Genomic DNA, 23965 nt, shown 5'->3' with positions numbered 1-23965 from the left:
TCAAAGTTTTACGCCTTCCGAACGGGGGAGATGATGAATGTCGGTGGGGGTATCTGCAGTGCAAACACCCCTCACCAACACCGTTCTTCGGGATCAACTGTGCTCGTGACGCTTTGAAAACAGCTTCTAACGGACATTGGCGCCTTAAAAGGCAGGCCGATTCTACGGTAAAAACTTGTTAAAGGTAAGTTAGGCCCTGAAGGTTGAGGGGTGATCTGCGTTAGACAAAGGGCTAACATGGCCACCTGTTTCGTTCTGCAGTGCTCTATTTCGCCATGTCCAATCAAACCATCAAGACCCCCTGCATAGGCCTTTGCTCAACGGTTTACGGCGACCTTGTGTGCCGTGGTTGCAAGCGTTTCCATCATGAAGTGATCAACTGGAACGGTTACAACGAGGAAGAAAAGCGTGCCGTGTGGCGTCGGCTCGAGCAGCTTTTGGTGCAGGTGATGGCCGGTAAGGTCGAAGTGTTCGACCGGGCCACGCTGCGTGACCAGCTGGTGGCGCGCAAAATCCGCTTTGTGCCTGCCCAGTCCGAGTATTGCTGGGCCTACCAGCTGATTGCCCGCGGGGCGCGGGTGATCAACCAGCTGGAGCTGTACGGCATGGTGCTGTTGCCGGAGTTTCGCGGCTGGCCGCTGACCGATCTGCGCGATGCCATTGATCGGGAATTTTTCCTCCTGTCCGAAGCGCATTATCAGCGCTATATCGCCCCGGGCTTTCTGAAGGATGCGTTTGGCGAGTAAGCGCTCAGAGCTTGCTCGCCAGTTGCTCCAGATGTTCGACGATGTCATCGGGCTTGAGCACCAGAATGTCGCTTTCCAGCTTGTCGATCACCACTTCGGCGGTATTGCCGATCAGGGCCCCGGAAAAACCGGTACGGGCGACGGTGCCCATCACAGTGACCACGGCGTCCAGGTTTTTGGCTACCCGCGGAATGATCACGTCCGCCGGGCCTTCTTCAATATGCAGGCGGCTGTCGTCAATTTCGCATTGTTGCTGGAAGACTTTACATTCTGCGCGGTAGGTCTGTTCCAGCTCGGTATCCAGCGGGTAGACCGCGTCGACTGTTGCGAGCATTGGCGCCGGGTGGGCGCTGACCACATGCAGTTCGGCATGGGCCATGCTGGCGATGCGAAAGCCGTGGTCGACAATGCTGGTATGCAGGGCCATATGCTCCGGGTCGTTATTGCCCACGTCGACGGCTGCCAGTATCACGCCGTGCTCCCAGCTTTGTGCTGTTTTGGCCAGCAGCACCGGGCTAGGGCAATAGCGCAGCAGTTTCCAGTCCTCAGGGGTCAGCAGGACTTTTTTTAGCGGGTTGTCGGGCACATGCTGTTTGATCACCAGCCCGCAGTTGTGCGCCTGCTGCACTTTGATAATGGTGGCGTGCTGGCTTTCGTGCCAGGCCTGCTCGCTGCTCACACTGTAGGCTTCGCTTTTGAGGCTGCTTTCAAGCACGCTCAGCAGGGCTGAGTGGTCATTTTTTTTATCGCAGATCAATAGATGCAGATGCGCCTTGGTGTGACTGGCAATGTGCTTGGCCCGCTTGAGTGCGAGGCTTTCCATCAGGTGAGGCTCGATGACGACCAACAGGCTGTTAATGCTGTGCATGACCGGTGACTCCACATGTAATAGAAAAGGCGTGCATTCACTATAGTTGGTCGGCAGTTGAACCTGCGTTGATGCATATCAAGTTGTGTCGTTGGTGCTGCGCGCCGGGGCCCGTATAATCACCGGCTCGCCTCAATTCAGTCTTTGTGAGTCCCATGTCAGCAATTGTTCAAATCACTGCCGGTCTGCCGTGCAATTCCCAATGCCTGGGAGTGTGCGCGTGAATCTTCCTGAAATTCATGAGTTCCTGGGTTGCCGAACGCCTGACGGCTGGATTGCAGCGGCACTGGCTGATCAGGAAACCCTGCTGATCGATCACAAAAACTGCGAGTTCAAGGCCGCCAGCACGGCGCTGAGCCTGATCGCCAAATATCACTCCCATGTTGACCTGATCAATATGATGTCGCGTCTGGCTCGTGAAGAGCTGGTGCACCACGAGCAAGTCATGCGTCTGATGAAAAAGCGCAAGATCGAGCTGCGCCAGCTATCGGCCGGGCGCTATGCCTCGGCGCTGCGCAAGGTGGTGCGCAACCATGAGCCGGTCAAACTGGTGGATACCCTGGTGGTGGGGGCGTTTATCGAGGCCCGCAGCTGCGAGCGTTTCGAGGCTCTGGTGCCGCATCTGGACGAAGAGCTCGGCAAGTTCTACTTCGGTCTGCTCAAGAGCGAGGCCCGACATTTCCAGGGTTATCTGAAGCTGGCCTACCAGTATGGCGACGCCAAGGATATCGCCCAGGTGATCGAGCGGGTGAGGGCGGCGGAGCAGGAGCTGATTGAATCGCCGGATGTTGAATTCCGCTTTCATAGTGGTGTGCCGGCAGTTTCTTGAGTCTTCTGTAGATCTACTGTGGGAGCGGGCTTGCTCGCGATGCAGACGCTGCGGTCTGTCATGCAGGCAGGGCGATGCCCTCGCGAGCAAGCCCGCTCCCACAACAATCCCGCCATCATCTAGATAGTTGCTCTCTTAGGCACCGGTTTGCGTGCCCGCTGAAAAACCAGATAGATAGCCACCTAATAATCGGCTTGACATTAGCTGCCTAGACAGTAATATTTAGAAACATTACTGCCTAGGCAGCTTCCTGGTGCCCTGATGAAGCATTTTCACCCCGATAACTTTCAAAACTGCACCCTGGGTTTGCTCCTGGGGCGCACGGCCATGCTCAAAGACAAGATCATTGACCGCCATATGGAGCCTTACGGCATCACCGCGGCGCAGTTCAAGGTGCTGATCATCATGGCCCAGTTCGACGTCGACACTCCGGCTGAGCTTTGCCGCCATCTGTGCCTGGACAGCGGCTCGATGACGCGCATGCTCGATCGTCTTGAGCAGAAAAACCTGCTGGTGCGCCAGCGTTCCGAGGCTGACCGTCGCCAGGTGCGGCTGGTACTGAGCGAAGACGGCAAGGCCCTGGCAGGCCTTCTGCCGAAGGTCGGTGCCGATGCGATGAACCAGCTGGCCGGCGCCATCAGCCCGCAAGAACTGCAAAGCCTGGAACAGATCCTCAAGAAAATACTGTTGGCAGCGGGTGATCCCATCACTGTCATGCGTTTAGGTGAAAAATGAGCCACAAGACACTGCGTACAGGCCTGAGCCTGGTTTTTACGTCGATGCTGCTGGCCGGTTGTGCCAGCTACAGCGGGCTGAACACCGAGGGCGTGAGCCAGGACGGGAAAAACCTGGAAGCGGCCAGGACCCTTGCAGGCATTGCCGTCAGCCCGGCGGCATGGCCTGAAAAGGACTGGTGGAAGCGCCTGGGCGACACTCAGCTGGATGGCTTGATCGAACAAGCGTTGCGCGACAGCCCTGATATGCAAATAGCGAGTGCCCGCGCCCATCAAGCAACGGCTGCAGCCGGGGCTGCAGATGCCGCACGCATGCCGACCCTGGATGCCGAGGCCGATGTTTCGCGTTCGCGCCTGTCGCGCTCCCAGGATCCGACCGGCCAGGGTGGCCGTTACGACACGCTACGCAACGCCAGCCTGACATTTAATTACACCTTCGACCTATGGGGCGGCCAGCGTGCGGCCTGGGAAGCGGCGTTGGGCCAGGCCCGCGCTGCCGAAGTCGACACTCAGGCCGCGAGCCTGACCCTGGCTGCCGATGTAGCGCGGGGGTATAGCAGCCTGGGACATGCCTTTATCGTGCGCGACCTGGCCAGGGATGACCTGGAACGCACCGGTAAAATGCTGGACCTGAGCAAGCGCCGCCTGCAAGCCGGTATCGACAGCCATTACCAGTACCAGCAAACCGAAAGCCTTGAGGCCAGCTCCCAGGAGCAGTTGATCAATGCTGAAAAACAACTCAAAAGTGCACGCATCGCGCTGGCGGTGTTGTTGGGCAAGGGGCCGGACCGCGGGATGGATATCGCTCGCCCGAAAACCCTCGCCCCGGGCGCCGTGGCGTTACCGAGCAGCTTGCCAGCTGAACTGCTGGGGCGTCGCCCCGATCTGGTGGCTGCGCGCTGGCGGGTAGAGGCAGCGAGCAAGAATATTGCCGCCGCCCGGACGCGTTTTTATCCCAATCTCAATTTGAGTGCAGCGGCGGGAACCCAGTCGTTGCTGGGTGATGCGCTGTTCGGTTCTGCCAGTCGCTTCCTCAATATTGCCCCGGCGATTTCGCTGCCGATCTTTGATGGCGGGCGTTTGCGTGCCGGGCTGGACGCAGAGGACGCCAATTACGATCTGGCGGTGGCGCAATACAACAAGATCCTCGTCGGCGCCCTGGGCGATGTCAGTGACACCCTGGCGCAGTTAAGTGCCGTGGGCCAGCAGATAAGCGCCCAGCAACGGGCCACCCAGATCGCTCAGGAGTCGTTCGATACCGTCTTGCAGCGCTACGGCTCGGGTGTCGGCAACTACCTCGATGTGCTCAGCATCGAGCAGCAATTGTTGCAGGCGCAGCGCCAGCTGGCGGGCCTGAATGCCGAGCAGATCGACCTTTCGATTCAACTGATGCAAGCCCTGGGTGGTGGATTTGAGCCCGGCACTACCGCCGAGACCGCTCCCACTGAAGTCCTCGCTGGCAGAATAATTTAGGTACCCGTCATGGCCACTGTGCAAACACCGAATGAAACGCAACACCCCCAGGACGCTGCCAGCCAGCGCAAACGCAAGCTCTGGCTGAGCGGCCTGGCAATTTTGGTCATCCTGCTCGGGCTGGGTGTCTGGGCCTGGGAAGAGCTCTATGGTCGCTGGAATGAAAGCACCGACGATGCCTATGTAAATGGCAACGTGGTTGAAATCACCCCGTTGGTCACCGGTACGGTGGTGAGTATCGGCGCCGATGATGGCGATCTGGTGCATGAAGGGCAGGTGCTGATTGACTTCGATCCGAGCGATGCCCAGGTCGGCCTGCAGAGCGCTGAAGCCAATCTGGCCCGTACCGTGCGCCAGGTACGCGGCCTGTTCAGTGATGTGAAGGGCATGAAAGCCCAGGTGGCTGCGCAGAAAGTTGAAGTGCAGAAAAACCAGGACAACTACAGCCGCCGTAAAAGCCTGGCAGCAGGCGGGGCGATCTCTCAGGAAGAGTTGTCCCATGCCCGGGATGATCTGTCTTCGGCGCAAAGCGCCTTGCGCAATGCCGAGCAAAAACTCGACACCACCCTGGCGCTGGTCGATAACACCACGGTGGCCAACCACCCGGATGTGAAGGCTGCAGCGGCGCAACTGCGCCAGGCGTACCTGGCCAATGCCCGTTCCACCCTGATTGCGCCGGTCACCGGTTATGTGGCCAAGCGCACCGTGCAGCTGGGCCAGCGGGTTCAGCCGGGCACGGCGTTGATGGCGGTCATTCCGCTTAACCAGCTGTGGATCGATGCCAATTTCAAGGAAACCCAGTTGCACAAGATGCGTATCGGGCAGGCGGTGGATATTGAGTCTGATATCTACGGCAGCGGCGTGAAATACAGCGGCACCATCGACAGTATCGGTGCCGGTACCGGCAGTGCATTTGCTCTGTTGCCCGCGCAAAATGCCACGGGCAACTGGATCAAGATTGTCCAGCGTGTGCCGGTGCGTATTCATATCAATGCCGATGAGCTGGCCGAGCACCCGTTGCGGGTCGGCTTGTCGACGACTGTGAATGTCAACCTGCGTGACCAAAGTGGTCCGGTACTGGCTCAGCAGCCGCCGCAAAAAGCTTCGTTCTCCACCACGGTGTATGCGCAGCAATTGGTCGATGCCGAAGCCCTGATTACGCGTTTGATTGACAGCAACAGCGCTGGCACTGGCGACATGGCCGCCCAACGCTGATTCGCCAATCCATGAGCCCCGCCGCAAGGGTGGGGCTGCATCCCCGGTTTTAAAGGATTTGCGATGAGTACAAACGCGTCATTTTCCCCTCCCAGCCTGGTAATGGCCACGATCGGCCTGTCGCTGGCGACCTTTATGCAGGTGCTGGACACCACCATCGCCAACGTCGCCTTGCCCACCATCTCCGGTAATCTTGGAGTGAGTTCGGAGCAGGGTACCTGGGTCATTACGTCATTTGCGGTCAGTAACGCGATTGCCTTGCCGTTAACCGGCTGGCTCAGCCGGCGTTTTGGTGAGGTTAAGTTATTTCTGTGGGCCACGATGCTGTTCGTTCTGGCCTCGTTTTTGTGCGGTATTTCCACCTCGATGCCAGAGCTGGTCGGGTTTCGCGTGCTCCAGGGGCTGGTGGCAGGGCCGCTTTATCCCATGACCCAGACTTTGCTGATTGCGGTGTATCCCCCGGCAAAACGGGGGATGGCATTGGCATTGCTGGCAATGGTCACGGTGGTTGCACCGATTGCCGGGCCTATTTTGGGCGGCTGGATCACCGACAGTTACAGTTGGCCGTGGATCTTCTTTATCAATATCCCGATCGGTATTTTTGCCGTGATGGTGGTTCGTCAGCAACTCAAGGCGCGCCCGGTGGTGATTACCCGTCAACCGATGGATTACGTGGGGCTAATCACCTTGATCATCGGTGTGGGTGCGTTGCAGATCGTGCTCGACAAGGGCAATGATCTGGACTGGTTCGAGTCCAGTTTCATTCTCTCGGGCACGGCGTTATCGGTAGTGGCACTGGCGGCCTTTATCATTTGGGAAATGACAGACAAGCATCCGATCGTCAACTTGCGCCTGTTTGCTCACCGTAACTTCCGGATTGGCACCATTGTGCTGGTGTTGGGTTATGCCGGGTTCTTTGGTATCAACCTGATTTTGCCGCAATGGCTGCAGACGCAGATGGGCTATACCGCTACCTGGGCCGGTCTGGCGGTGGCACCGATCGGGATCTTGCCGGTTTTGATGTCGCCCTTTGTGGGCAAGTACGCGAATAAATTCGACTTGCGCCTGTTGGCCGGGCTGGCCTTTTTGGCTATTGGCCTGAGCTGCTTTATGCGTGCCGAGTTCACCAATGAGGTGGATTTTCAGCATATCGCGATGGTGCAGCTGTTTATGGGGATTGGCGTGGCCCTGTTCTTTATGCCGACCTTGACCATTTTGATGTCGGATTTGCCGCCGCATCAGATTGCTGATGGCGCGGGGCTAGCGACCTTCCTGCGTACACTGGGCGGCAGCTTTGCGGCGTCCTTGACCACCTGGATCTGGATTCGCCGGGCGGATCAGCATCATGCCTACTTGAGCGAAAGCATCAGCGCCTATGACCCTGTGACCCGGCATACGCTCGAAAGCCTTGGCGGTGCCAGCACGCCCGCCTATGCACAGATGGACAAGATTCTGACCAGTCAGGCCTATATGTTCTCCACCGTGGATTACTTCACCATGATGGGTTGGCTGTTTATGGGCTTGATTCTGCTGGTGTGGCTGGCGAAACCGCCGTTTATAGCCAAGGCGGGGCCGGCGACCAGCGGGCATTAGAGGTAGAGGGGCTGGAGCCCTGCAAGCCCCTTGTGGGAGCGAGCCTGCTCGCGAAAGTCGGCATGCGGTTTATCTGTGATGTTGCGCAGAAACCTTCGCGAGCAGGCTCGCTCCCACGAGTTTACTGTGCGCCAGGCGGAGCAAAATCAAACGGCGCCAGCTGCATGCCTTGCTCATCCACTTGCAGTACCCAGCCCTGGCGGTCCCAGTCACCCAGCACAATGCGCCGGGCGGTCTGTTCGCCGATCTGCAGTTTGTGTATCGCCGGGCGGTGGGTGTGGCCGTGAATCAGGGTGTGCACACCAAAGTGCGCCATGATCCGGGGTACTTCCTCGGGGGTCACGTCAACGATGTCGTTGGCTTTCATGCGGGTCTGGGCGCGGCTTTCGCTGCGCAGCTTGCGCGCCAGTTTATGCCGCGTGCCCAGCGGCAGGTGGCGCAGGATCCACAAAGTGACGGGGTTGCGCAGGATGCGTCGCAGGCGCATATAGGCTTCGTCGCGCGTGCACAGGCTGTCGCCGTGCATCAACAAAACCGGTTCGCCATAGAAGTCGACCACGCTGGGGTCTTTGATCAGGGTGCAGCCAGCCGCTTTACAAAAGGCCTGGCCCAGTAAAAAGTCGCGGTTGCCGTGCATCAGAAAGATCTGCGTGCCGGTCTCGCTCAGGGTGCGCAGCGCTGCACAGATCGAGCGCTGATAGGGGGTCATGGCATCGTCGCCAATCCAGGCTTCGAAAAAGTCGCCCAGGATGTAGAGCGCCTGAGCCGAGCGCGCACGCCCGGTCAGGAAATCCAGAAACGCCCGGGTAATGTCCGGGCGCTCCTCTTCCAGATGCAAATCTGAAATCAGCAGTATCACTCAATGATCTCTGCTTTCTCGACGATCACGTCATCTTTAGGCACGTCCTGGTGGCCGGCTTTGGACGTGGTGGCAACGCCTTTGATCTTGTCTACTACGTCCTGGCCTGCAACGACTTTACCGAATACGGCGTAGCCCCAGCCCTGAGCGGTTTTGCCGCTGTGGTTGAGGAAGCTGTTGTCAGCCACGTTGATGAAGAACTGGGCGGAAGCCGAATGCGGTTCCATGGTGCGAGCCATGGCCACGGTGTACTTCTCGTTCGGCAGGCCGTTGTCGGCTTCGTTCTGGATGCTTGGACGCTTGTCTTTCTTTTCTTTCATGCCTGGCTCAAAACCGCCGCCCTGGATCATGAAGTTGCCGATTACACGGTGGAAAACGGTGTTTTCGTAGTGGCCGGCTTTTACGTATTCGATGAAGTTGGCTACGGTGATCGGTGCTTTTTCAGCGTTCAGTTCGATCACGATGTCGCCGTGGTTGGTGCTCAGTTTTACTTGGGTCATGGTCGTATCGCTCTATCAGGGAATTCGTCGGGCCGGGGAGCGGGGTGAACACACCTCAATCTCCCGGGCTGGCTGGGTAGATACAGCCGCGGGCGGAGTTTAGCGTGCTCGCACGGCATTTCGATGGTGTTTTTCCCATATGGGGACTAAAAGCCGGCATTTCAATCGCTTTGATTGAGCACCTGCTCTGTCAGTGACTTGGCGGCATCGGCTATGATAGGCGCTTTGATTTAGTCGGCCGACCCAGGCCGCGCACCCTGTTACGTTCAAGGATCCTATGAGCAAGCCCACTGTCGACCCCACTCTGAATCCAAAGGCTGGCCCTGCTGTCCCGGCTAACTTCCTGCGTCCAATCGTTCAGGCGGACCTAGACTCGGGTAAATACACACAGATCGTGACCCGCTTTCCGCCGGAGCCAAACGGCTATCTGCACATCGGTCATGCCAAATCCATTTGTGTGAACTTTGGGCTGGCTCAAGAGTTTGGCGGCGTGACGCATTTGCGTTTTGACGACACCAACCCGGCAAAAGAAGACCAGGAATACATCGACGCCATCGAAAGCGACGTCAAGTGGCTGGGCTTCGAGTGGGCCGGTGAAGTGCGTTACGCGTCGCAATACTTCGATCAACTGCACGAGTGGGCGATTTACCTGATCAAAGAAGGCAAGGCCTACGTCTGCGACCTGACGCCCGAGCAAGCCAAGGAATACCGCGGCAGCCTGACCGAGCCCGGCAAGAACAGCCCGTTCCGCGACCGCAGCGTTGAAGAGAACCTGGATCTGTTCGCCCGCATGACCGCCGGTGAGTTTGAAGACGGCAAGCGTGTGCTGCGCGCCAAGATCGACATGGCCTCGCCGAACATGAACCTGCGCGACCCGATCATGTACCGCATCCGTCATGCCCATCACCACCAGACCGGTGACAAGTGGTGCATCTACCCCAACTATGACTTCACTCACGGTCAGTCGGATGCCATTGAAGGCATCACCCATTCGATCTGCACCCTGGAGTTCGAAAGCCATCGTCCGTTGTACGAATGGTTCCTGGACAGCCTGCCAGTACCGGCGCGCCCGCGTCAGTACGAGTTCAGCCGTCTGAACCTCAACTACACCATCACCAGCAAGCGCAAGCTCAAGCAGCTGGTCGATGAAAAGCACGTCAACGGCTGGGATGACCCGCGCATGTCGACGCTGTCGGGTTTCCGCCGTCGCGGTTACACGCCTAAATCGATTCGTAATTTCTGTGACATGGTCGGCACCAACCGTTCTGACGGTGTTGTTGACTTCGGCATGCTGGAATTCAGCATCCGTGACGACCTTGATCACAGCGCGCCGCGTGCCATGTGCGTGCTGCGTCCATTGAAGGTGATTATTACCAACTACCCGGAAGGTCAGGTCGAAAACCTCGAGCTGCCTTGCCACCCTAAGGAAGACATGGGTGTGCGGGTGTTGCCGTTTGCCCGTGAAATCTACATCGACCGTGAAGACTTCATGGAAGAGCCGCCAAAAGGCTACAAGCGTCTTGAGCCTGCGGGCGAAGTGCGTTTGCGCGGCAGCTATGTGATCCGTGCCGACGAAGCGATCAAGGACGCCGATGGCAACATCGTTGAACTGCATTGCTCGTACGACCCGCTGACCCTGGGTAAAAACCCCGAGGGTCGCAAGGTCAAGGGTGTTGTGCACTGGGTGCCGGCGGCTGCCAGCGTCGAATGCGAAGTGCGTTTGTATGATCGTCTGTTCCGCTCGCCGAACCCTGAAAAGGCCGAAGACGGCGCGGGCTTCCTGGAAAACATCAACCCTGACTCGCTGCAGGTACTGACCGGTTGTCGTGCTGAACCCTCGCTGGGCAATGCACAGCCGGAAGACCGTTTCCAGTTCGAGCGCGAAGGCTACTTCTGCGCAGATATCAAGGACTCGAAACCCGGTCACCCGGTATTCAACCGTACCGTGACCCTGCGTGATTCGTGGGGCCAGTGATCAAGTTTTGAAGGAACAAGCCGTGCTTACGATCTACAACACGCTCACCAAGAGCAAAGAAGTTTTCAAGCCGCTGGACGGCAACAATGTGCGCATGTACGTGTGCGGCATGACCGTGTACGACTACTGCCACATCGGCCATGGTCGCAGCATGATTGCCTTCGATCTGGTGACCCGCTGGTTGCGTTTCAGCGGCTACAACCTGACCTACGTGCGCAACATTACGGACATTGAAGACAAGATCATCAATCGTGCGCGTGAAAACGGCGAGCCTTTCGAGGTGCTGACCGAGCGCATGATCGCGGCCATGCATGAAGATGAAGCGCGGCTCAATATCCTCAAGCCGGATATGGAGCCTCGTGCCACGGATCATATCCCTGGCATGCACGCGATGATCCAGACCCTGATCGACAAGGGTTACGCCTATGCCCCGGGCAATGGTGACGTGTACTACCGCGTTGCCAAGTTCATGGGCTACGGCAAGCTGTCGCGCAAAAAGATCGAAGATCTGCGCATCGGCGCGCGCATCGAGGTCGACGAGGCCAAGGACGATCCGCTGGACTTCGTGTTGTGGAAAGGTGTCAAGCCTGGCGAGCCGAGCTGGGAGTCGCCGTGGGGCCCGGGTCGTCCGGGCTGGCACATTGAATGCTCGGTGATGTCTACCTGCTGTCTGGGTGAGACCTTCGATATTCATGGCGGCGGCAGCGACCTGGAGTTTCCGCACCATGAGAACGAAATCGCCCAAAGCGAGGCGGCTACGGGTAAAACCTACGCCAATGCCTGGATGCATTGCGGGATGATTCGCATCAATGGCGAGAAGATGTCCAAGTCCTTGAACAACTTCTTCACCATTCGCGACGTTCTGGCGAAGTATCACCCGGAGGTTGTGCGTTATCTGTTGGTGTCGAGCCACTACCGTAGTTCGATCAACTATTCGGAAGACAATCTCAAGGATGCCAAGGCAGCCCTTGATCGCTTCTATAACGCACTGAAAGGGTTGCCCAAGGTTGCTCCGGCCGGTGGTGAAGCCTTTGTTGAGCGCTTTACCCAGGTCATGAACGACGACTTCGGTACGCCGGAAGCCTGTGCGGTGCTGTTCGAGATGGTTCGCGAGATCAACCGGTTGCGCGAAACCGATCTGCAGGCGGCTGCCGGTCTGGCGGCACGTCTCAAGCAATTGGCCGATGTGCTGGGTGTGTTGCAGCTTGAAGCGGATGACTTTCTGCAGGCCGGTGCTGAAGGCAAGATCGATGCCGCTCAGGTGCAGGCCTTGATCGATGCGCGTCTGGCTGCCCGCGCTGCCAAGGACTGGGCGGAGTCTGACCGTATCCGTGATCAGCTCGCGGCAATGGGTGTGGTGCTGGAAGACAGTAAAGGCGGGACAACCTGGCGCTTGGCTGACTAGATTGCCCGTTGTGTGAACAAAAGCCCGTACGGGGCGTGATGCTGATGATTTTGTGGGGGCGAGCCTGCTCGCGAAGGTCTCGGGTGGGCTTTCGCGAGCAGGCTCGCTCCCACAATTGAGGTCATGGCATTGCGCCAAGTGCGGGCTTTTGTTTGCCCGGATTTTAGCGGCGCCAATAAAAACGGCACCCGAAGGTGCCGTTTTTTTGCAGCGCTTTGCACTAGTTGCCGTGCAATTCTTCGGCTGCGTACAAGGTGTTTTCCAGCAGGCAGGCACGAGTCATCGGGCCTACGCCGCCCGGTACCGGGGTGATCCAGCCCGCGCGGGGCAGGGCGGTCTCGTACACCACGTCGCCCACCAGCTTGCCATCAGCCTGGCGGTTGATGCCCACGTCGATGACGATGGCGCCTTCCTTGATCCATTCGCCTTTGACCAGGCCAGGCTTGCCGGCAGCTACCACCACCAGGTCGGCGCGGCCAACGTGGCCGGCCAGGTCCTTGGTGAAACGGTGGGTTACGGTCACGGTGCAGCCAGCCAGCAGCAATTCCATGGCCATCGGGCGTCCAACGATATTGGAGGCGCCGACAATGACCGCGTCCATTCCGTACAGGTCCTGGCCGGTGCTTTCCAGCAGGGCCATGATGCCTTTGGGGGTGCATGGGCGCAGCAGCGGGATGCGTTGGGCCAGACGACCGACGTTATAGGGGTGGAAACCGTCGACATCTTTGTCCGGACGGATACGCTCCAGCAGTTTGGAGGCATCCAGATGGGCAGGCAGAGGCAGTTGCAGCAGGATGCCGTCGATGTTCGCGTCGTCATTGAGACGGTCGATCAGGTCGGTGAGGTCCTGTTGGGTCGTGTCGGAGGGCAGGTCATAGGCTTGGGAAATAAAGCCTACCTCTTCGCAGTCTTTACGCTTGTGCGAAACATAAACCTGGGAAGCAGGATCGCTGCCGACCAGAATCACTGCCAGACCAGGGGTGCGCAGGCCTTGCTCGTGGCGCTCGGCGACACGTTTGGCAATCTGCTGGCGCAGGCTGGCGGCGATCGCTTTGCCGTCGATTAGTTGTGCAGTCATTACGCGTGATTAACCATCGTAAAGGGTGGAAAAAGGACGTGCATTCTCGCATGCCGCGGCGCGAGGGCAAAGGCGCCTGGTCTGTTTATTGCCCTAACTCCTTTATATTTCTAAACTTTTTTTAAAAAACAGTTGACGACTTACGGGCTCACCTATAACATTCGTCGCACTTGTCGGGCACAGCCTAGCACTGGTTAAGAAGGTAGAGCGAAGTTGTTGTCCAGCTTGGTGATACTGAAAGCACTTGGTTTGTAGTCGTCAAAGAATACAGGCTAACAATGCGCCCGTAGCTCAGCTGGATAGAGCATCCGCCTTCTAAGCGGATGGTCGCAGGTTCGAGTCCTGCCGGGTGCGCCATTAGGCAGCTTTGGCACAAGTAAAGCAGTACAGGCAATATGGTGGGCGTAGCTCAGTTGGTAGAGCACGGGATTGTGACTCCCGTTGTCGAGGGTTCGATCCCCTTCGTCCACCCCATATTTAGAAAGCCGCCAGATTAAAAGTCTGGCGTCTTTGCTTCAAGAGTTTGAAATGCGGATGTGGTGGAATTGGTAGACACACTGGATTTAGGTTCCAGCGCCGCAAGGTGTGAGAGTTCGAGTCTCTCCGTCCGCACCAAATTTTGATAGAGCCGCTTGTAGCGGCTTTTTCTTTGGTTGTAACTGTCGGCTTCCAGGAGCAGGCAGCGTTGTAAGCGCACTATGGTGGGCGTAGCTCAGTTGGTAGAGCACGGGATTGTGACTCCCGTTGTCGAGGGTTCGATCCCCTTCGTCCACCCCATATTAAAAGAAAACGCCAGACTAACCCTCTGGCGTTTTTTTGTATCTGCGGTTTGAGAATCGCATATAGGGGTGTCGTTCGGCGCCTTGTTTCCCGCATGCTTAGCGTCCTCTGTGATTTGTGTGACAATGCGCGCAGATCGGGGTAGCTCCAAAGGCTGCCCGTTATCGCCAATTGATCAGTGCAGTCTTCTATCTATATAGAAGGCGAGGCGGATGGCTGCTTTTACTTAATTTCTGTCGGCCGTTTCTTAGGGTGTTTGCGGTAGGGTGACTTCTTGAGTTTGACCCACTAGAATGCTTGCCCTTGATTATGGGGTCGGAAACGGCCGGCTAATGTCTGTGCAACGAGGAATATCCATGCAAGTTTCTGTTGAAAATACTTCCGCTCTTGAGCGTCGCATGACCATTGGCGTGCCAGCTGAGCGTATTGAGGCTGAAGTCAACAAGCGTCTGCAACAGACTGCCCAAAAGGCCAAGATCCCGGGCTTCCGTCCAGGCAAGGTGCCAATGAGCGTAATCCGTCAGCGTTACGAAGCTGATGCGCGCCAGGAAGCGCTGGGCAATGTAGTCCAGTCTTCGTTCTACGAAGCTGTGGTTGAGCAGAAGCTGAACCCGGCTGGTGCTCCTTCGATCGAGCCTAAGGTTTTCGAAAAAGGCAAAGATCTGGAATACGTTGCTACTTTCGAAGTATTCCCTGAATTCGAAGTGACCGGTCTGGACACCATTGCTATCGAGCGCCTGAGCGCCGAAGTGGCTGATGCCGACCTGGACAAGATGCTGGACGTGCTGCGCAAGCAGAACACCCGCTTTGAAGTGACTGATCGTGCTGCCCAGAACGATGATCAGCTGAACATCGATTTCGTTGGCAAGGTAGACGGCGAAGTATTCGCTGGCGGCTCCGCCACCGGTACTCAGCTGGTGCTGGGTTCGGGCCGCATGATTCCTGGCTTTGAAGAAGGCCTGGTAGGCGCCAAAGCCGGTGAAGAGCGCGTTCTGAAACTGACTTTCCCTGCTGACTACCAGAATCTGGACCTGGCTGGCAAAGAAGCCGAGTTCACCGTAACCGTGAACACTGTTTCCGAGCCTAAGCTGCCAGAGCTGAACGAAGAGTTCTTCGCCCAGTTCGGTATCAAGGAAACCGGTCTGGAAGGCTTCCGCGCCGAAGTTCGCAAGAACATGGAGCGTGAACTGCGTCAGGCCATCAAGTCCAAGGTCAAGAACCAGGTAATGGACGGCCTGCTGGCTGCCAACCCGATCGAAGTGCCGAAGTCGCTGCTGGCCAACGAAGTTGACCGTCTGCGCGTGCAGGCTGTTCAGCAGTTCGGTGGTAACATCAAGCCTGATCAACTGCCGGCAGAGCTGTTCGAAGAGCAAGCCAACCGCCGTGTAGTGCTGGGTCTGATCGTGGCTGAAGTGGTCAAGCAGTTCGACCTCAAGCCTGACGAAGATCGCGTTCGCGAAATGATTCAGGAAATGGCTTCCGCTTACCAGGAGCCAGAGCAGGTTGTAGCCTGGTACTACAAAAACGACGCGCAATTGAACGAGGTTCGTTCGGTTGTGCTGGAAGAGCAAGTTGTGGATACTGTTCTGCAGAAGGCCAAGGTGACCGATAAAGCGGTCTCTTACGAAGAAGCTGTCAAGCCGGTGGAAGCTCCACAAGCCGACTGATTTCTGACTCGTTAGAAAACACAACCATAAGCCAGCCTCGAGCTGGCTTATGCGTATCCAGACAAGACTATTTGGGAGTGACTGCCGGACATGTCCCGCAATTCTTATATTCAGCAGAACTCTGATATCCACGCCGCTGGCGGCCTGGTCCCGATGGTTGTCGAGCAGTCCGCCCGTGGCGAACGCGCTTACGACATCTACTCGCGCCTCCTGAAGGAGCGAATCATCTTCCTGGTCGGCCCCGTAGAAGACTACATGGCCAACCTGGTGGCTGCGCAGCTGCTGTTCCTTGAAGCCGAGAACCCGGACAAGGACATCCACCTGTACATCAACTCGCCGGGCGGTTCGGTGACTGCAGGCATGTCGATCTACGACACCATGCAATTCATCAAGCCTGACGTGTCGACCATCTGCATCGGCCAGGCCTGCAGCATGGGTGCCTTCCTGTTGGCCGGTGGCGCACCGGGCAAGCGTCACTGCCTGCCGAACTCGCGCATGATGATTCACCAGCCACTGGGCGGTTTCCAGGGCCAGGCGTCGGATATCGACATTCATGCCAAGGAAATCCTCAACATCCGTCACCGTTTGAACTCGCTGCTGGCTCACCACACGGGCCAGACTCTCGAAACCATCGAGCGCGACACCGAGCGTGACAACTTCATGAGCGCCGAGCGTGCAGCCGAATACGGTTTGATCGACTCTGTGTTCAGCAAGCGTCAAATGCCCGCTTAAGCAGCTCAAATGTGGGTGGTTGGGTTAACCGACCACCTGCGGGCTTGAAAAAGCCCGCAGTTGCCTTCATCTTGTGTTGCAAGCCTATCGGATTTGGATCGATCGAATGACTGACACCCGCAACGGCGAGGACAACGGCAAATTGCTCTATTGCTCCTTCTGTGGCAAAAGCCAGCATGAAGTGCGCAAATTGATTGCCGGCCCCTCGGTCTTTATCTGCGACGAATGCGTTGACCTGTGCAATGACATCATCCGTGAGGAGGTGCAGGAAGCCCAGGCCGAGAGCAGCGCGCATAAATTACCATCGCCAAAAGAAATCAGCGGCATCCTTGATCAATACGTCATTGGTCAGGAACGTGCCAAAAAGGTTTTGGCTGTAGCGGTGTACAACCACTACAAGCGCCTCAACCAGCGTGACAAGAAAAACGACGACGTCGAACTCGGCAAGAGCAACATCCTGCTGATCGGCCCTACCGGTTCGGGTAAGACCCTGCTGGCAGAAACCCTTGCACGCCTGTTGAATGTACCTTTCACCATCGCTGACGCAACCACGCTGACTGAAGCCGGTTACGTGGGCGAAGATGTTGAAAACATCATTCAGAAGCTGCTGCAGAAATGCGATTACGACGTAGAAAAAGCCCAGATGGGCATTGTCTACATCGATGAAATCGACAAGATTTCGCGCAAGTCTGACAACCCTTCGATTACCCGTGATGTTTCCGGTGAAGGTGTGCAGCAGGCATTGCTCAAGCTGATCGAAGGTACCGTGGCTTCCGTACCGCCTCAAGGCGGCCGCAAGCACCCGCAGCAGGAGTTCTTGCAGGTTGATACCCGCAACATCCTGTTTATCTGCGGTGGTGCGTTCTCGGGCCTTGAGAAGGTTGTACAGGCGCGCTCGACTCGCGGCGGCATCGGCTTCAGTGCCGAAGTGCGCAGCAAGGAAGAGGGCAAGAAGGTTGGCGAATCCCTGCGTGAAGTCGAGCCTGACGATCTGGTCAAGTTTGGCCTGATCCCGGAATTCGTGGGTCGTCTGCCTGTGCTGGCAACCCTGGACGAACTGGACGAGGCTGCCTTGATGCAGATCCTCACCGAACCGAAGAACGCCTTGACCAAGCAGTACGGCAAGCTGTTCGAGATGGAAGGTGTAGATCTTGAGTTCCGTGCCGACGCCTTGAAGGCCGTGGCCAAGCGTGCTCTGGAGCGCAAAACGGGCGCTCGTGGCCTGCGTTCGATTCTTGAAGGCGTGCTGCTCGACACAATGTATGAAATCCCCTCGCAATCCGAGGTGAGTAAAGTTGTGATCGACGAAAGCGTTATAGAAGGCAAGTCCAAGCCGTTGTTGATCTATGAAAACAACGAAGCGACTGCCAAGGTTGCACCTGACGCGTAAATGTAATGCTGGCATTCCACATTGCGTGTTAAAGAAGGGGCCTTCGGGCCCCTTTGTTTTTCCTGTCGTTCAACGCTTGTTTTTTTTCAAGACTGCCCCCATCTTGGCTTCAAGCTTACATCCATCTGATTACGGCCTTATGGCCGCCGTAGAGGCGAAATCATGAAGACAACCATCGAATTGCCTCTCCTGCCGTTGCGTGATGTTGTTGTGTATCCGCACATGGTGATCCCACTGTTCGTGGGACGCGAGAAGTCGATCGAGGCCCTTGAGGCTGCGATGACGGGCGACAAGCAAATTTTGCTGTTGGCTCAAAAGAATCCGGCTGACGACGATCCGGGCGAAGACGCCCTGTATCGCGTCGGTACCATTGCAACTGTTCTGCAACTGCTCAAGCTCCCGGACGGCACGGTCAAAGTGCTGGTTGAGGGTGAGCAACGCGGTGCGGTTGAGCATTTTGGTCAGGCAGATGGTTATCTGAGTGCCGAAGTCTCCCTGATTGACGAAGTGGCTGCCCCGGATCGCGAGTCCGAGGTCTTTGTGCGCAGCCTGCTTTCGCAGTTCGAGCAATACGTGCAACTGGGCAAAAAAGTCCCGGCCGAGGTTCTGTCATCGCTTAACAGCATTGACGAGCCAAGCCGTCTGGTCGATACCATGGCTGCCCATATGGCACTCAAGATCGAGCAGAAGCAGGAAATCCTCGAAATCATCGATCTGCAGGCCCGTGTCGAGCACGTTCTGGCCCTGCTGGATGCCGAGATCGACTTGCTGCAAGTCGAAAAGCGCATCCGTGGCCGCGTCAAAAAGCAAATGGAGCGCAGCCAGCGCGAGTACTACCTGAATGAGCAGATGAAGGCCATTCAGAAAGAGCTGGGTGATGGTGACGAAGGTCACAATGAAATCGAAGAGCTGAAAAAACGCATCGATGCTGCCGGTTTGCCGAAAGATGCAATGGCCAAGGCCCAGGCGGAGCTGAACAAGCTCAAGCAAATGTCGCCAATGTCCGCAGAAGCCACCGTGGTGCGCTCCTACATCGACTGGCTGGTGCAGGTGCCGTGGAAGGCTCAGAGCAAGGTGCGCCTGGATCTCAAGCGTGCTGAAGACATTCTGGACGCAGATCACTACGGTCTGGACGAAGTCAAAGAACGGATTCTCGAATATCTTGCCGTGCAAAAGCGTGTGAAGAAAATTCGTGGCCCGGTTCTTTGCCTGGTCGGTCCACCGGGTGTAGGCAAAACCTCGCTTGCTGAGTCCATTGCCCACGCAACAAACCGCAAATTCGTGCGTATGGCCTTGGGTGGCGTGCGTGACGAAGCGGAAATTCGTGGCCATCGCCGTACGTACATCGGTTCGATGCCAGGAAGATTGATTCAAAAGATGACCAAGGTTGGTGTGCGCAACCCGCTGTTCCTGCTTGATGAAATCGACAAGATGGGCAGTGACATGCGCGGCGATCCGGCGTCTGCACTGCTTGAAGTGCTCGATCCCGAGCAGAACCACAATTTCAACGACCATTACCTCGAGGTTGATTACGACCTGTCCGATGTGATGTTCCTGTGTACGTCCAACTCGATGAACATCCCGCCAGCCTTGCTGGACCGGATGGAAGTCATTCGTCTGCCTGGCTACACCGAAGACGAAAAAATCAACATTGCTGTCAAATACCTGGCCCCGAAACAAATTGAAGCCAATGGCTTGAAGAAGGGCGAGCTGGCATTTGATAACGAAGCCATCCGCGACATGATCCGCTACTACACCCGCGAAGCCGGTGTGCGGGGCCTTGAGCGCCAGATTGCGAAGATCTGCCGCAAGGCGGTCAAAGAGCATGCGCTGGAAAAACGCTTTGCGGTCACCGTCACGCCGGAGCTACTTGAGCACTTTTTGGGCGTAAGAAAATTCAGCTACGGTTTGGCTGAAGTTCAGGACCAGATCGGTCAAGTGACCGGCCTGGCCTGGACCCAGGTGGGTGGCGAGTTGTTGACCATCGAAGCGGCCGTTGTTCCTGGCAAAGGCCAGCTGATCAAGACCGGTTCGCTGGGCGACGTGATGGTAGAGTCCATCACCGCTGCATTGACGGTGGTGCGCAGCCGCGCCAAGAGCCTGGGTATCCCGTTGGATTTCCACGAAAAACGCGATATTCACATTCACATGCCCGAAGGCGCTACGCCTAAAGATGGCCCTAGTGCTGGTGTGGGAATGTGTACTGCCCTGGTCTCTGCATTGACCCTGATTCCGGTACGCGCCGATGTTGCCATGACCGGTGAAATTACCCTTCGTGGTCAGGTGTTGGCGATTGGTGGCCTGAAGGAAAAATTACTTGCTGCTCATCGTGGTGGCATCAAAACTGTAATTATTCCTGAAGAGAACGTTCGTGACCTGAAGGAAATTCCTGACAACATCAAACAGGATCTTCAGATTAAACCGGTTAAATGGATTGACGAAGTCCTGCAAATTGCGCTGCAATACGCCCCGGAGCCCTTGCCGGATGTGGCTCCCGAGATTGTTGCCAAGGACGACAAACGAGAATCTGACTCTAAGGAAAGAATTAGCACGCATTAATACGGATTCGCCTGACGGGCTTTCTTGACGCTTTTTAGAGCCCTTGTTATAAAGCGGCTCTATAAGTGTCCGTAAGTGCTTCAGCAGTCGTTTTGCTTTTACCAAAAAACTTTAGAAACATACTCAGACAGATATAAGGGGACTTAGAGTGAACAAGTCGGAACTGATTGATGCTATCGCTGCATCTGCTGATATCCCGAAAGCTGCAGCTGGCCGTGCGCTGGACGCAGTAATCGAATCCGTCACTGGCGCTCTTAAGGCTGGCGACTCTGTGGTACTGGTTGGTTTTGGTACTTTCTCTGTAACCGATCGTCCTGCCCGTATTGGTCGTAACCCACAGACCGGTAAAACGCTGGAAATTCCTGCTGCCAAAAAGCCAGGCTTCAAAGCCGGTAAAGCACTGAAAGAAGCGGTTAACTAAGTTTCTGTAACACCTTTTACCCAACCGGGTCAGGCGCACGCCAGGCTTGGCAGCGGAGCGGTAGTGCAGTCGGTGGCAACATCGATGTGTCACGCCGGGGGTCGCGGGTTCGAGCCCGGTCCGCTCCGCCAGTTACGAGAAGGCGCATCCTCGGATGCGCCTTTCTTCTATCCGGACTCTACCCACGCTCCACGGTTGCTCATTATGCAAGACCGTTTCTGGGGGAAGCATGCTGCAAAATATCAGGGACAATTCACAAGGCTGGATTGCCAAGACCATCATCGGTGTCATCGTCGCGTTAATGGCGTTGACCGGTTTCGATGCCATTTTTCAAGCCACCTCTACCAGCCAGGATGCTGCCAAGGTTAACGGTGAAGAAATCACCCAGGTTGAACTGAGCCAGGCCGTCGATATGCAACGCCGGCAGCTGCTGCAGCAGTTGGGCAAGGATTTCGACTCGTCGTTGCTGGATGAAAAAATGCTGCGTGAAGCGGCCCTCAAAGGGTTGATCGATCGCAAGCTGTTGCTGCAAGGCGCCAAAGACGCGAAGTTTTCGTTTTCTGAAGCCGCTTTGGACCAAGTCATTCTGTTGACTCCTGAATTTCAGGAAGACGGCAAATTCAGCCCTGAGCGTTTCGACCAGGTGATCCGTCAACTGGGTTACGGTCGCTTGCAGTTCCGTAACATGCTGGGCGAAGAAATGCTGATTGGTCAGCTGCGTGCCGGTCTGGCGGGCAGTGGTTTCGTGACCGACGAACAGGTGAATGCGTTCGCCCGTCTTGAGAAACAAACCCGTGATTTCGCTTCGCTGAACATCAAGGCCGACCCGGCTGCGGTGAAACTGAGCGATGACGAAATCAAGGCTTACTACGACGAGCACGCCAAGGAATTCATGACCCCTGATCAGGTCGTGATCGACTATATCGAGTTGAAGAAATCTTCTTTCTTTGACCAGGTAGCCGTGAAGGATGATGAGCTTCAAGCGTTGTATCAAAAGGAAATCGCCAACCTGGCCGAACAGCGCCGCGCTGCGCATATCCTGATCGAAGTGAACGACAAGGTCAGCGACGAGCAGGCCAAAGCCAAGATCGCCGAGATTCAGCAGCGTCTGGCCAAAGGTGAAAGCTTCGAAGCTCTGGCCAAGGAGTTCTCCCAGGATCCGGGTTCGGCTGCCAATGGCGGTGACCTGGGCTTCGCAGGCCCTGGTGTTTACGATCCTGTGTTCGAAACGGCTGTTTATGGGTTGAAGCAGGACCAGGTTTCGGAGCCGGTACGCACCAGCTTCGGTTATCACCTGATCAAGCTGCTGGGTGTTGAAGCACCTGAAGTGCCGAGCTTTGCCAGCCTGAAAGACAAGCTGACCCATGACCTGAAAACCCAGCAGGTTGAACGCCTGTTTGTCGATGCAACCAAGCAATTGGAAGACTCGGCATTTGAAGCGTCCGATCTGGCTCAGCCAGCTCAAGAGCTTAAGCTGACTGTGCATACCTCTGCGCCATTTGGTCGCGAGGGGGGCGAGGGTGTCACCGCCAATCGCGCTGTGATTCAGGCCGCATTCAGCACCGAAGTGATGGATGAGGGCGCGAACAGTACAGCCCTGGAGCTGGACCCTGAGACCGTAGTGGTGTTGCGCGTCAAGGAGCACCGCAAGCCTGAGCAGTTGCCGCTGGAGGCTGTTGCCTCGAGCATTCGTGCGCAACTGGTCAAGGAGCACGCCAGTGCTGCGGCCAAAGCCCGTGCCGAAGAAATCATCAAAGAGCTGCGCGATGGCAAACTGCCGTTGAACCAGCCGGTTGATGGTCAGGCGTGGAAGGTCCAGGAAGCGGTTGCCCGTGGTCAGGAAGGTATTGATCCTGCCGTGCTGCAAGCGGTATTCCGCATGCCGAAACCTGCAGCCAAGGACAAGCCGACATTCAGCAGTGTCACCCTGGCAGATGGCACTGTGGTTGTATTGCGTTTGAACGGCGTCAACGATGCAGTAGCGCCGACTGAAGAAGAGAAAGCGTCGTATCGCCGCTTCCTCGCTTCGCGTGTTGGCCAGCAAGACTTTGCTGCCTACCGCAAGCAGTTGGAAAACGAAGCCAAGGTTGAGCGCTACTAAGTTCAGCCTGCTTCGCTAAAAATGGCCGCTCATTGAGCGGCCATTTTTTTGCGCTGGTTTTTTTGTGGGAGCGGGCTTGCTCGCGATGGCATCCATGCGCTCTGTCTGACGTATCGCGTCGTTTGTTTCGCGGGCAAGCCCGCCCTCACAGATCATCTCCCAGAGATTGTCGCGAGGCAAAAAAACGCCCGATGCAATCTCTGCACCGGGCGTTTTTGAGTAGCGCTTGTAACGAAGGGTTTACTCTTCGAGGCTGCCCATGGCGGTAGTGTTGAAGCCACCGTCTACGTACATGATTTCGCCGCTGATGCCCGATGCCAGATCCGAGCACAGGAAGGCGCCGGCATTGCCGACTTCGTCGATGGTCACGTTGCGACGCAGTGGAGTCTGCGCTTCGTTGGCCGCCAGCATTTTGCGGAAGTTCTTGATGCCCGACGCTGCCAGGGTACGGATCGGGCCTGCCGATACGCAGTTAACGCGAGTACCCTCAGGGCCCAGGCTGCCTGCCAGGTAACGTACACCGGCTTCCAGGCTGGCCTTGGCCATGCCCATCACGTTGTAGTTAGGCATGGTGCGCTCGGCGCCCAGGTAGGACAGGGTCAGCAGGCTGCCGTTGCGACCTTTCATCATCGGGCGACCAGCCTTGGCCAGGGCCACGAAGCTGTAGGCGCTGATGTCGTGAGCGATGCGGAAGCCTTCACGGGTGGTGGCGTCGGTGAAATCGCCATCCAGCTGGTCGCCAGGAGCGAAACCTACGGAGTGAACGATGCAGTCCAGACCGTCCCACTTCTTGCTCAGGTCTTCGAAGACCTTGGCGATTTCTTCATCGCTGGCAACGTCGCAAGGGAAGCACAGCTCAGGGTTCGAACCCCAGCCTGCGGCGAATTCTTCAACACGACCTTTCAGCTTTTCGTTCTGATAAGTGAAAGCCAGCTCGGCGCCTTCACGGTGCATGGCGGCAGCAATGCCAGAAGCGATGGACAATTTGCTAGCGACACCAACGATCAGTACGCGCTTACCGGTGAGAAAACCCATGTGTT

The 23965-nt window shown here is 56.8% G+C and carries 19 protein-coding genes and 4 tRNA genes; 18 read left to right on the top strand and 5 right to left on the bottom strand.

Features of this window, described 5'->3' with window-relative positions; translation table 11 throughout:
* Window positions 1-275: 275 nt before the first annotated feature.
* On the top strand, window positions 276-746 hold the full coding sequence (locus tag ACP7BE_RS22320) for a DUF1289 domain-containing protein (protein ID WP_095001720.1): 471 nt from the start codon (window positions 276-278) through the stop codon (window positions 744-746).
* 4 nt (window positions 747-750) lie between these two features.
* On the opposite strand, the gene ACP7BE_RS22315 is transcribed toward ACP7BE_RS22320, so the two are convergent.
* Window positions 751-1614 (bottom strand): universal stress protein, encoded by an 864-nt coding sequence (locus ACP7BE_RS22315; protein WP_095001719.1) that lies wholly within the window; start codon window positions 1612-1614, stop codon window positions 751-753.
* A 220-nt stretch (window positions 1615-1834) separates the two neighbouring features.
* Between ACP7BE_RS22315 and ACP7BE_RS22310 the strand changes: the two genes are divergently transcribed.
* The 5 genes from ACP7BE_RS22310 to ACP7BE_RS22290 all read left to right on the top strand — a co-directional run bounded on the left by ACP7BE_RS22310 (window position 1835) and on the right by ACP7BE_RS22290 (window position 7458).
* The gene (locus ACP7BE_RS22310; RefSeq protein ID WP_095001718.1) at window positions 1835-2443 is read left to right on the top strand and encodes a tRNA-(ms[2]io[6]A)-hydroxylase; all 609 of its coding nucleotides are present in this window, start codon (window positions 1835-1837) and stop codon (window positions 2441-2443) included.
* A 261-nt stretch (window positions 2444-2704) separates the two neighbouring features.
* Window positions 2705-3178, top strand: coding sequence for a MarR family winged helix-turn-helix transcriptional regulator (locus tag ACP7BE_RS22305; protein ID WP_095020911.1), 474 nt, complete (start codon window positions 2705-2707; stop codon window positions 3176-3178).
* Window positions 3175-4650 carry an efflux transporter outer membrane subunit gene (locus tag ACP7BE_RS22300; protein ID WP_153327480.1) on the top strand — a complete coding sequence of 492 codons (1476 nt, stop codon included), beginning with the start codon at window positions 3175-3177 and terminating at the stop codon, window positions 4648-4650. The genes ACP7BE_RS22305 and ACP7BE_RS22300 overlap by 4 nt, the downstream gene beginning before the upstream one ends.
* Window positions 4651-4659: 9 nt before the next feature.
* Window positions 4660-5865: an efflux RND transporter periplasmic adaptor subunit gene (locus tag ACP7BE_RS22295; protein WP_426107306.1), complete on the top strand. Its 1206-nt coding sequence runs from the start codon at window positions 4660-4662 to the stop codon at window positions 5863-5865.
* Window positions 5866-5928: 63 nt separating this feature from the next.
* Window positions 5929-7458: a DHA2 family efflux MFS transporter permease subunit gene (locus ACP7BE_RS22290; RefSeq protein ID WP_095001714.1), complete on the top strand. Its 1530-nt coding sequence runs from the start codon at window positions 5929-5931 to the stop codon at window positions 7456-7458.
* Between the two features lie 121 nt (window positions 7459-7579).
* Here the strand turns inward: ACP7BE_RS22290 and lpxH are convergent, their stop codons facing one another.
* Window positions 7580-8317, bottom strand: coding sequence for a UDP-2,3-diacylglucosamine diphosphatase (gene lpxH / locus ACP7BE_RS22285; protein ID WP_426107304.1), 738 nt, complete (start codon window positions 8315-8317; stop codon window positions 7580-7582).
* On the bottom strand, window positions 8314-8817 hold the full coding sequence (locus ACP7BE_RS22280) for a peptidylprolyl isomerase (RefSeq protein ID WP_095001712.1): 504 nt from the start codon (window positions 8815-8817) through the stop codon (window positions 8314-8316). Before ACP7BE_RS22280 ends, lpxH begins: the two co-directional genes overlap by 4 nt.
* Window positions 8818-9094: 277 nt before the next feature.
* On the opposite strand from ACP7BE_RS22280, the gene ACP7BE_RS22275 reads away from it, so the two are divergent.
* Together ACP7BE_RS22275 and cysS are read left to right on the top strand one after the other, a co-directional pair.
* Entirely contained in the window at window positions 9095-10792 is a 1698-nt protein-coding gene (locus ACP7BE_RS22275) for a glutamine--tRNA ligase/YqeY domain fusion protein (protein ID WP_095019323.1), read from the top strand.
* A gap of 22 nt (window positions 10793-10814) precedes the next feature.
* Entirely contained in the window at window positions 10815-12197 is a 1383-nt protein-coding gene (gene cysS / locus ACP7BE_RS22270) for a cysteine--tRNA ligase (protein WP_095001710.1), read from the top strand.
* Window positions 12198-12417: 220 nt separating this feature from the next.
* Here cysS and folD read toward each other — a convergent pair whose 3' ends face one another.
* Complete coding sequence (gene folD, locus ACP7BE_RS22265) at window positions 12418-13275, bottom strand: bifunctional methylenetetrahydrofolate dehydrogenase/methenyltetrahydrofolate cyclohydrolase FolD (RefSeq protein ID WP_088377854.1); 858 nt, start codon at window positions 13273-13275, stop codon at window positions 12418-12420.
* A 280-nt stretch (window positions 13276-13555) separates the two neighbouring features.
* On the opposite strand from folD, the gene ACP7BE_RS22260 reads away from it, so the two are divergent.
* The 10 genes from ACP7BE_RS22260 to ACP7BE_RS22215 all read left to right on the top strand — a co-directional run bounded on the left by ACP7BE_RS22260 (window position 13556) and on the right by ACP7BE_RS22215 (window position 22925).
* A tRNA-Arg gene (locus tag ACP7BE_RS22260) sits at window positions 13556-13632 on the top strand.
* A gap of 41 nt (window positions 13633-13673) precedes the next feature.
* A tRNA-His gene (locus ACP7BE_RS22255) sits at window positions 13674-13749 on the top strand.
* A gap of 56 nt (window positions 13750-13805) precedes the next feature.
* Window positions 13806-13890 (top strand) — tRNA-Leu (locus ACP7BE_RS22250).
* An 86-nt stretch (window positions 13891-13976) separates the two neighbouring features.
* Window positions 13977-14052 (top strand) — tRNA-His (locus ACP7BE_RS22245).
* 359 nt (window positions 14053-14411) lie between these two features.
* The gene (gene tig, locus ACP7BE_RS22240) at window positions 14412-15722 is read left to right on the top strand and encodes a trigger factor (RefSeq protein ID WP_029611584.1); all 1311 of its coding nucleotides are present in this window, start codon (window positions 14412-14414) and stop codon (window positions 15720-15722) included.
* A 90-nt stretch (window positions 15723-15812) separates the two neighbouring features.
* Window positions 15813-16454, top strand: coding sequence for an ATP-dependent Clp endopeptidase proteolytic subunit ClpP (gene clpP / locus ACP7BE_RS22235; RefSeq protein WP_095001709.1), 642 nt, complete (start codon window positions 15813-15815; stop codon window positions 16452-16454).
* Window positions 16455-16560: 106 nt separating this feature from the next.
* Window positions 16561-17844, top strand: a complete 1284-nt coding sequence (clpX, locus tag ACP7BE_RS22230) for an ATP-dependent Clp protease ATP-binding subunit ClpX (protein WP_016782313.1) — start codon at window positions 16561-16563, stop codon at window positions 17842-17844.
* A 162-nt stretch (window positions 17845-18006) separates the two neighbouring features.
* Window positions 18007-20403, top strand: a complete 2397-nt coding sequence (lon, locus tag ACP7BE_RS22225) for an endopeptidase La (protein WP_095001708.1) — start codon at window positions 18007-18009, stop codon at window positions 20401-20403.
* 148 nt (window positions 20404-20551) lie between these two features.
* Complete coding sequence (locus ACP7BE_RS22220; RefSeq protein WP_016782315.1) at window positions 20552-20824, top strand: HU family DNA-binding protein; 273 nt, start codon at window positions 20552-20554, stop codon at window positions 20822-20824.
* A 229-nt stretch (window positions 20825-21053) separates the two neighbouring features.
* Entirely contained in the window at window positions 21054-22925 is a 1872-nt protein-coding gene (locus ACP7BE_RS22215; RefSeq protein ID WP_095020905.1) for a SurA N-terminal domain-containing protein, read from the top strand.
* A gap of 240 nt (window positions 22926-23165) precedes the next feature.
* On the opposite strand, the gene fabI is transcribed toward ACP7BE_RS22215, so the two are convergent.
* Window positions 23166-23960, bottom strand: coding sequence for an enoyl-ACP reductase FabI (fabI, locus tag ACP7BE_RS22210; protein WP_016782317.1), 795 nt, complete (start codon window positions 23958-23960; stop codon window positions 23166-23168).
* Window positions 23961-23965 lie beyond the last annotated feature (5 nt).

This window comes from Pseudomonas sp. TWR1-1-3, assembly GCF_049896805.1.
In the GTDB taxonomy this organism is placed as follows: Bacteria; Pseudomonadota; Gammaproteobacteria; order Pseudomonadales; family Pseudomonadaceae; genus Aquipseudomonas; species Aquipseudomonas bubulae.
This window is presented reverse-complemented; position numbering and strand designations above follow the sequence as displayed.

Coding starts and splice junctions, on each gene's coding strand:
- ACP7BE_RS22320 (WP_095001720.1), top strand. CDS start 276: ATGTCCAATCAAACCATCAAGACCCCCTGCATAGGCCTTTGCTCAACG.
- ACP7BE_RS22315 (WP_095001719.1), bottom strand. CDS start 1,614: ATGCACAGCATTAACAGCCTGTTGGTCGTCATCGAGCCTCACCTGATG.
- ACP7BE_RS22305 (WP_095020911.1), top strand. CDS start 2,705: ATGAAGCATTTTCACCCCGATAACTTTCAAAACTGCACCCTGGGTTTG.
- ACP7BE_RS22300 (WP_153327480.1), top strand. CDS start 3,175: ATGAGCCACAAGACACTGCGTACAGGCCTGAGCCTGGTTTTTACGTCG.
- ACP7BE_RS22295 (WP_426107306.1), top strand. CDS start 4,660: ATGGCCACTGTGCAAACACCGAATGAAACGCAACACCCCCAGGACGCT.
- ACP7BE_RS22290 (WP_095001714.1), top strand. CDS start 5,929: ATGAGTACAAACGCGTCATTTTCCCCTCCCAGCCTGGTAATGGCCACG.
- ACP7BE_RS22280 (WP_095001712.1), bottom strand. CDS start 8,817: ATGACCCAAGTAAAACTGAGCACCAACCACGGCGACATCGTGATCGAA.
- ACP7BE_RS22275 (WP_095019323.1), top strand. CDS start 9,095: ATGAGCAAGCCCACTGTCGACCCCACTCTGAATCCAAAGGCTGGCCCT.
- folD (WP_088377854.1), bottom strand. CDS start 13,275: ATGACTGCACAACTAATCGACGGCAAAGCGATCGCCGCCAGCCTGCGC.
- tig (WP_029611584.1), top strand. CDS start 14,412: ATGCAAGTTTCTGTTGAAAATACTTCCGCTCTTGAGCGTCGCATGACC.
- clpP (WP_095001709.1), top strand. CDS start 15,813: ATGTCCCGCAATTCTTATATTCAGCAGAACTCTGATATCCACGCCGCT.
- clpX (WP_016782313.1), top strand. CDS start 16,561: ATGACTGACACCCGCAACGGCGAGGACAACGGCAAATTGCTCTATTGC.
- lon (WP_095001708.1), top strand. CDS start 18,007: ATGAAGACAACCATCGAATTGCCTCTCCTGCCGTTGCGTGATGTTGTT.
- ACP7BE_RS22215 (WP_095020905.1), top strand. CDS start 21,054: ATGCTGCAAAATATCAGGGACAATTCACAAGGCTGGATTGCCAAGACC.
- fabI (WP_016782317.1), bottom strand. CDS start 23,960: ATGGGTTTTCTCACCGGTAAGCGCGTACTGATCGTTGGTGTCGCTAGC.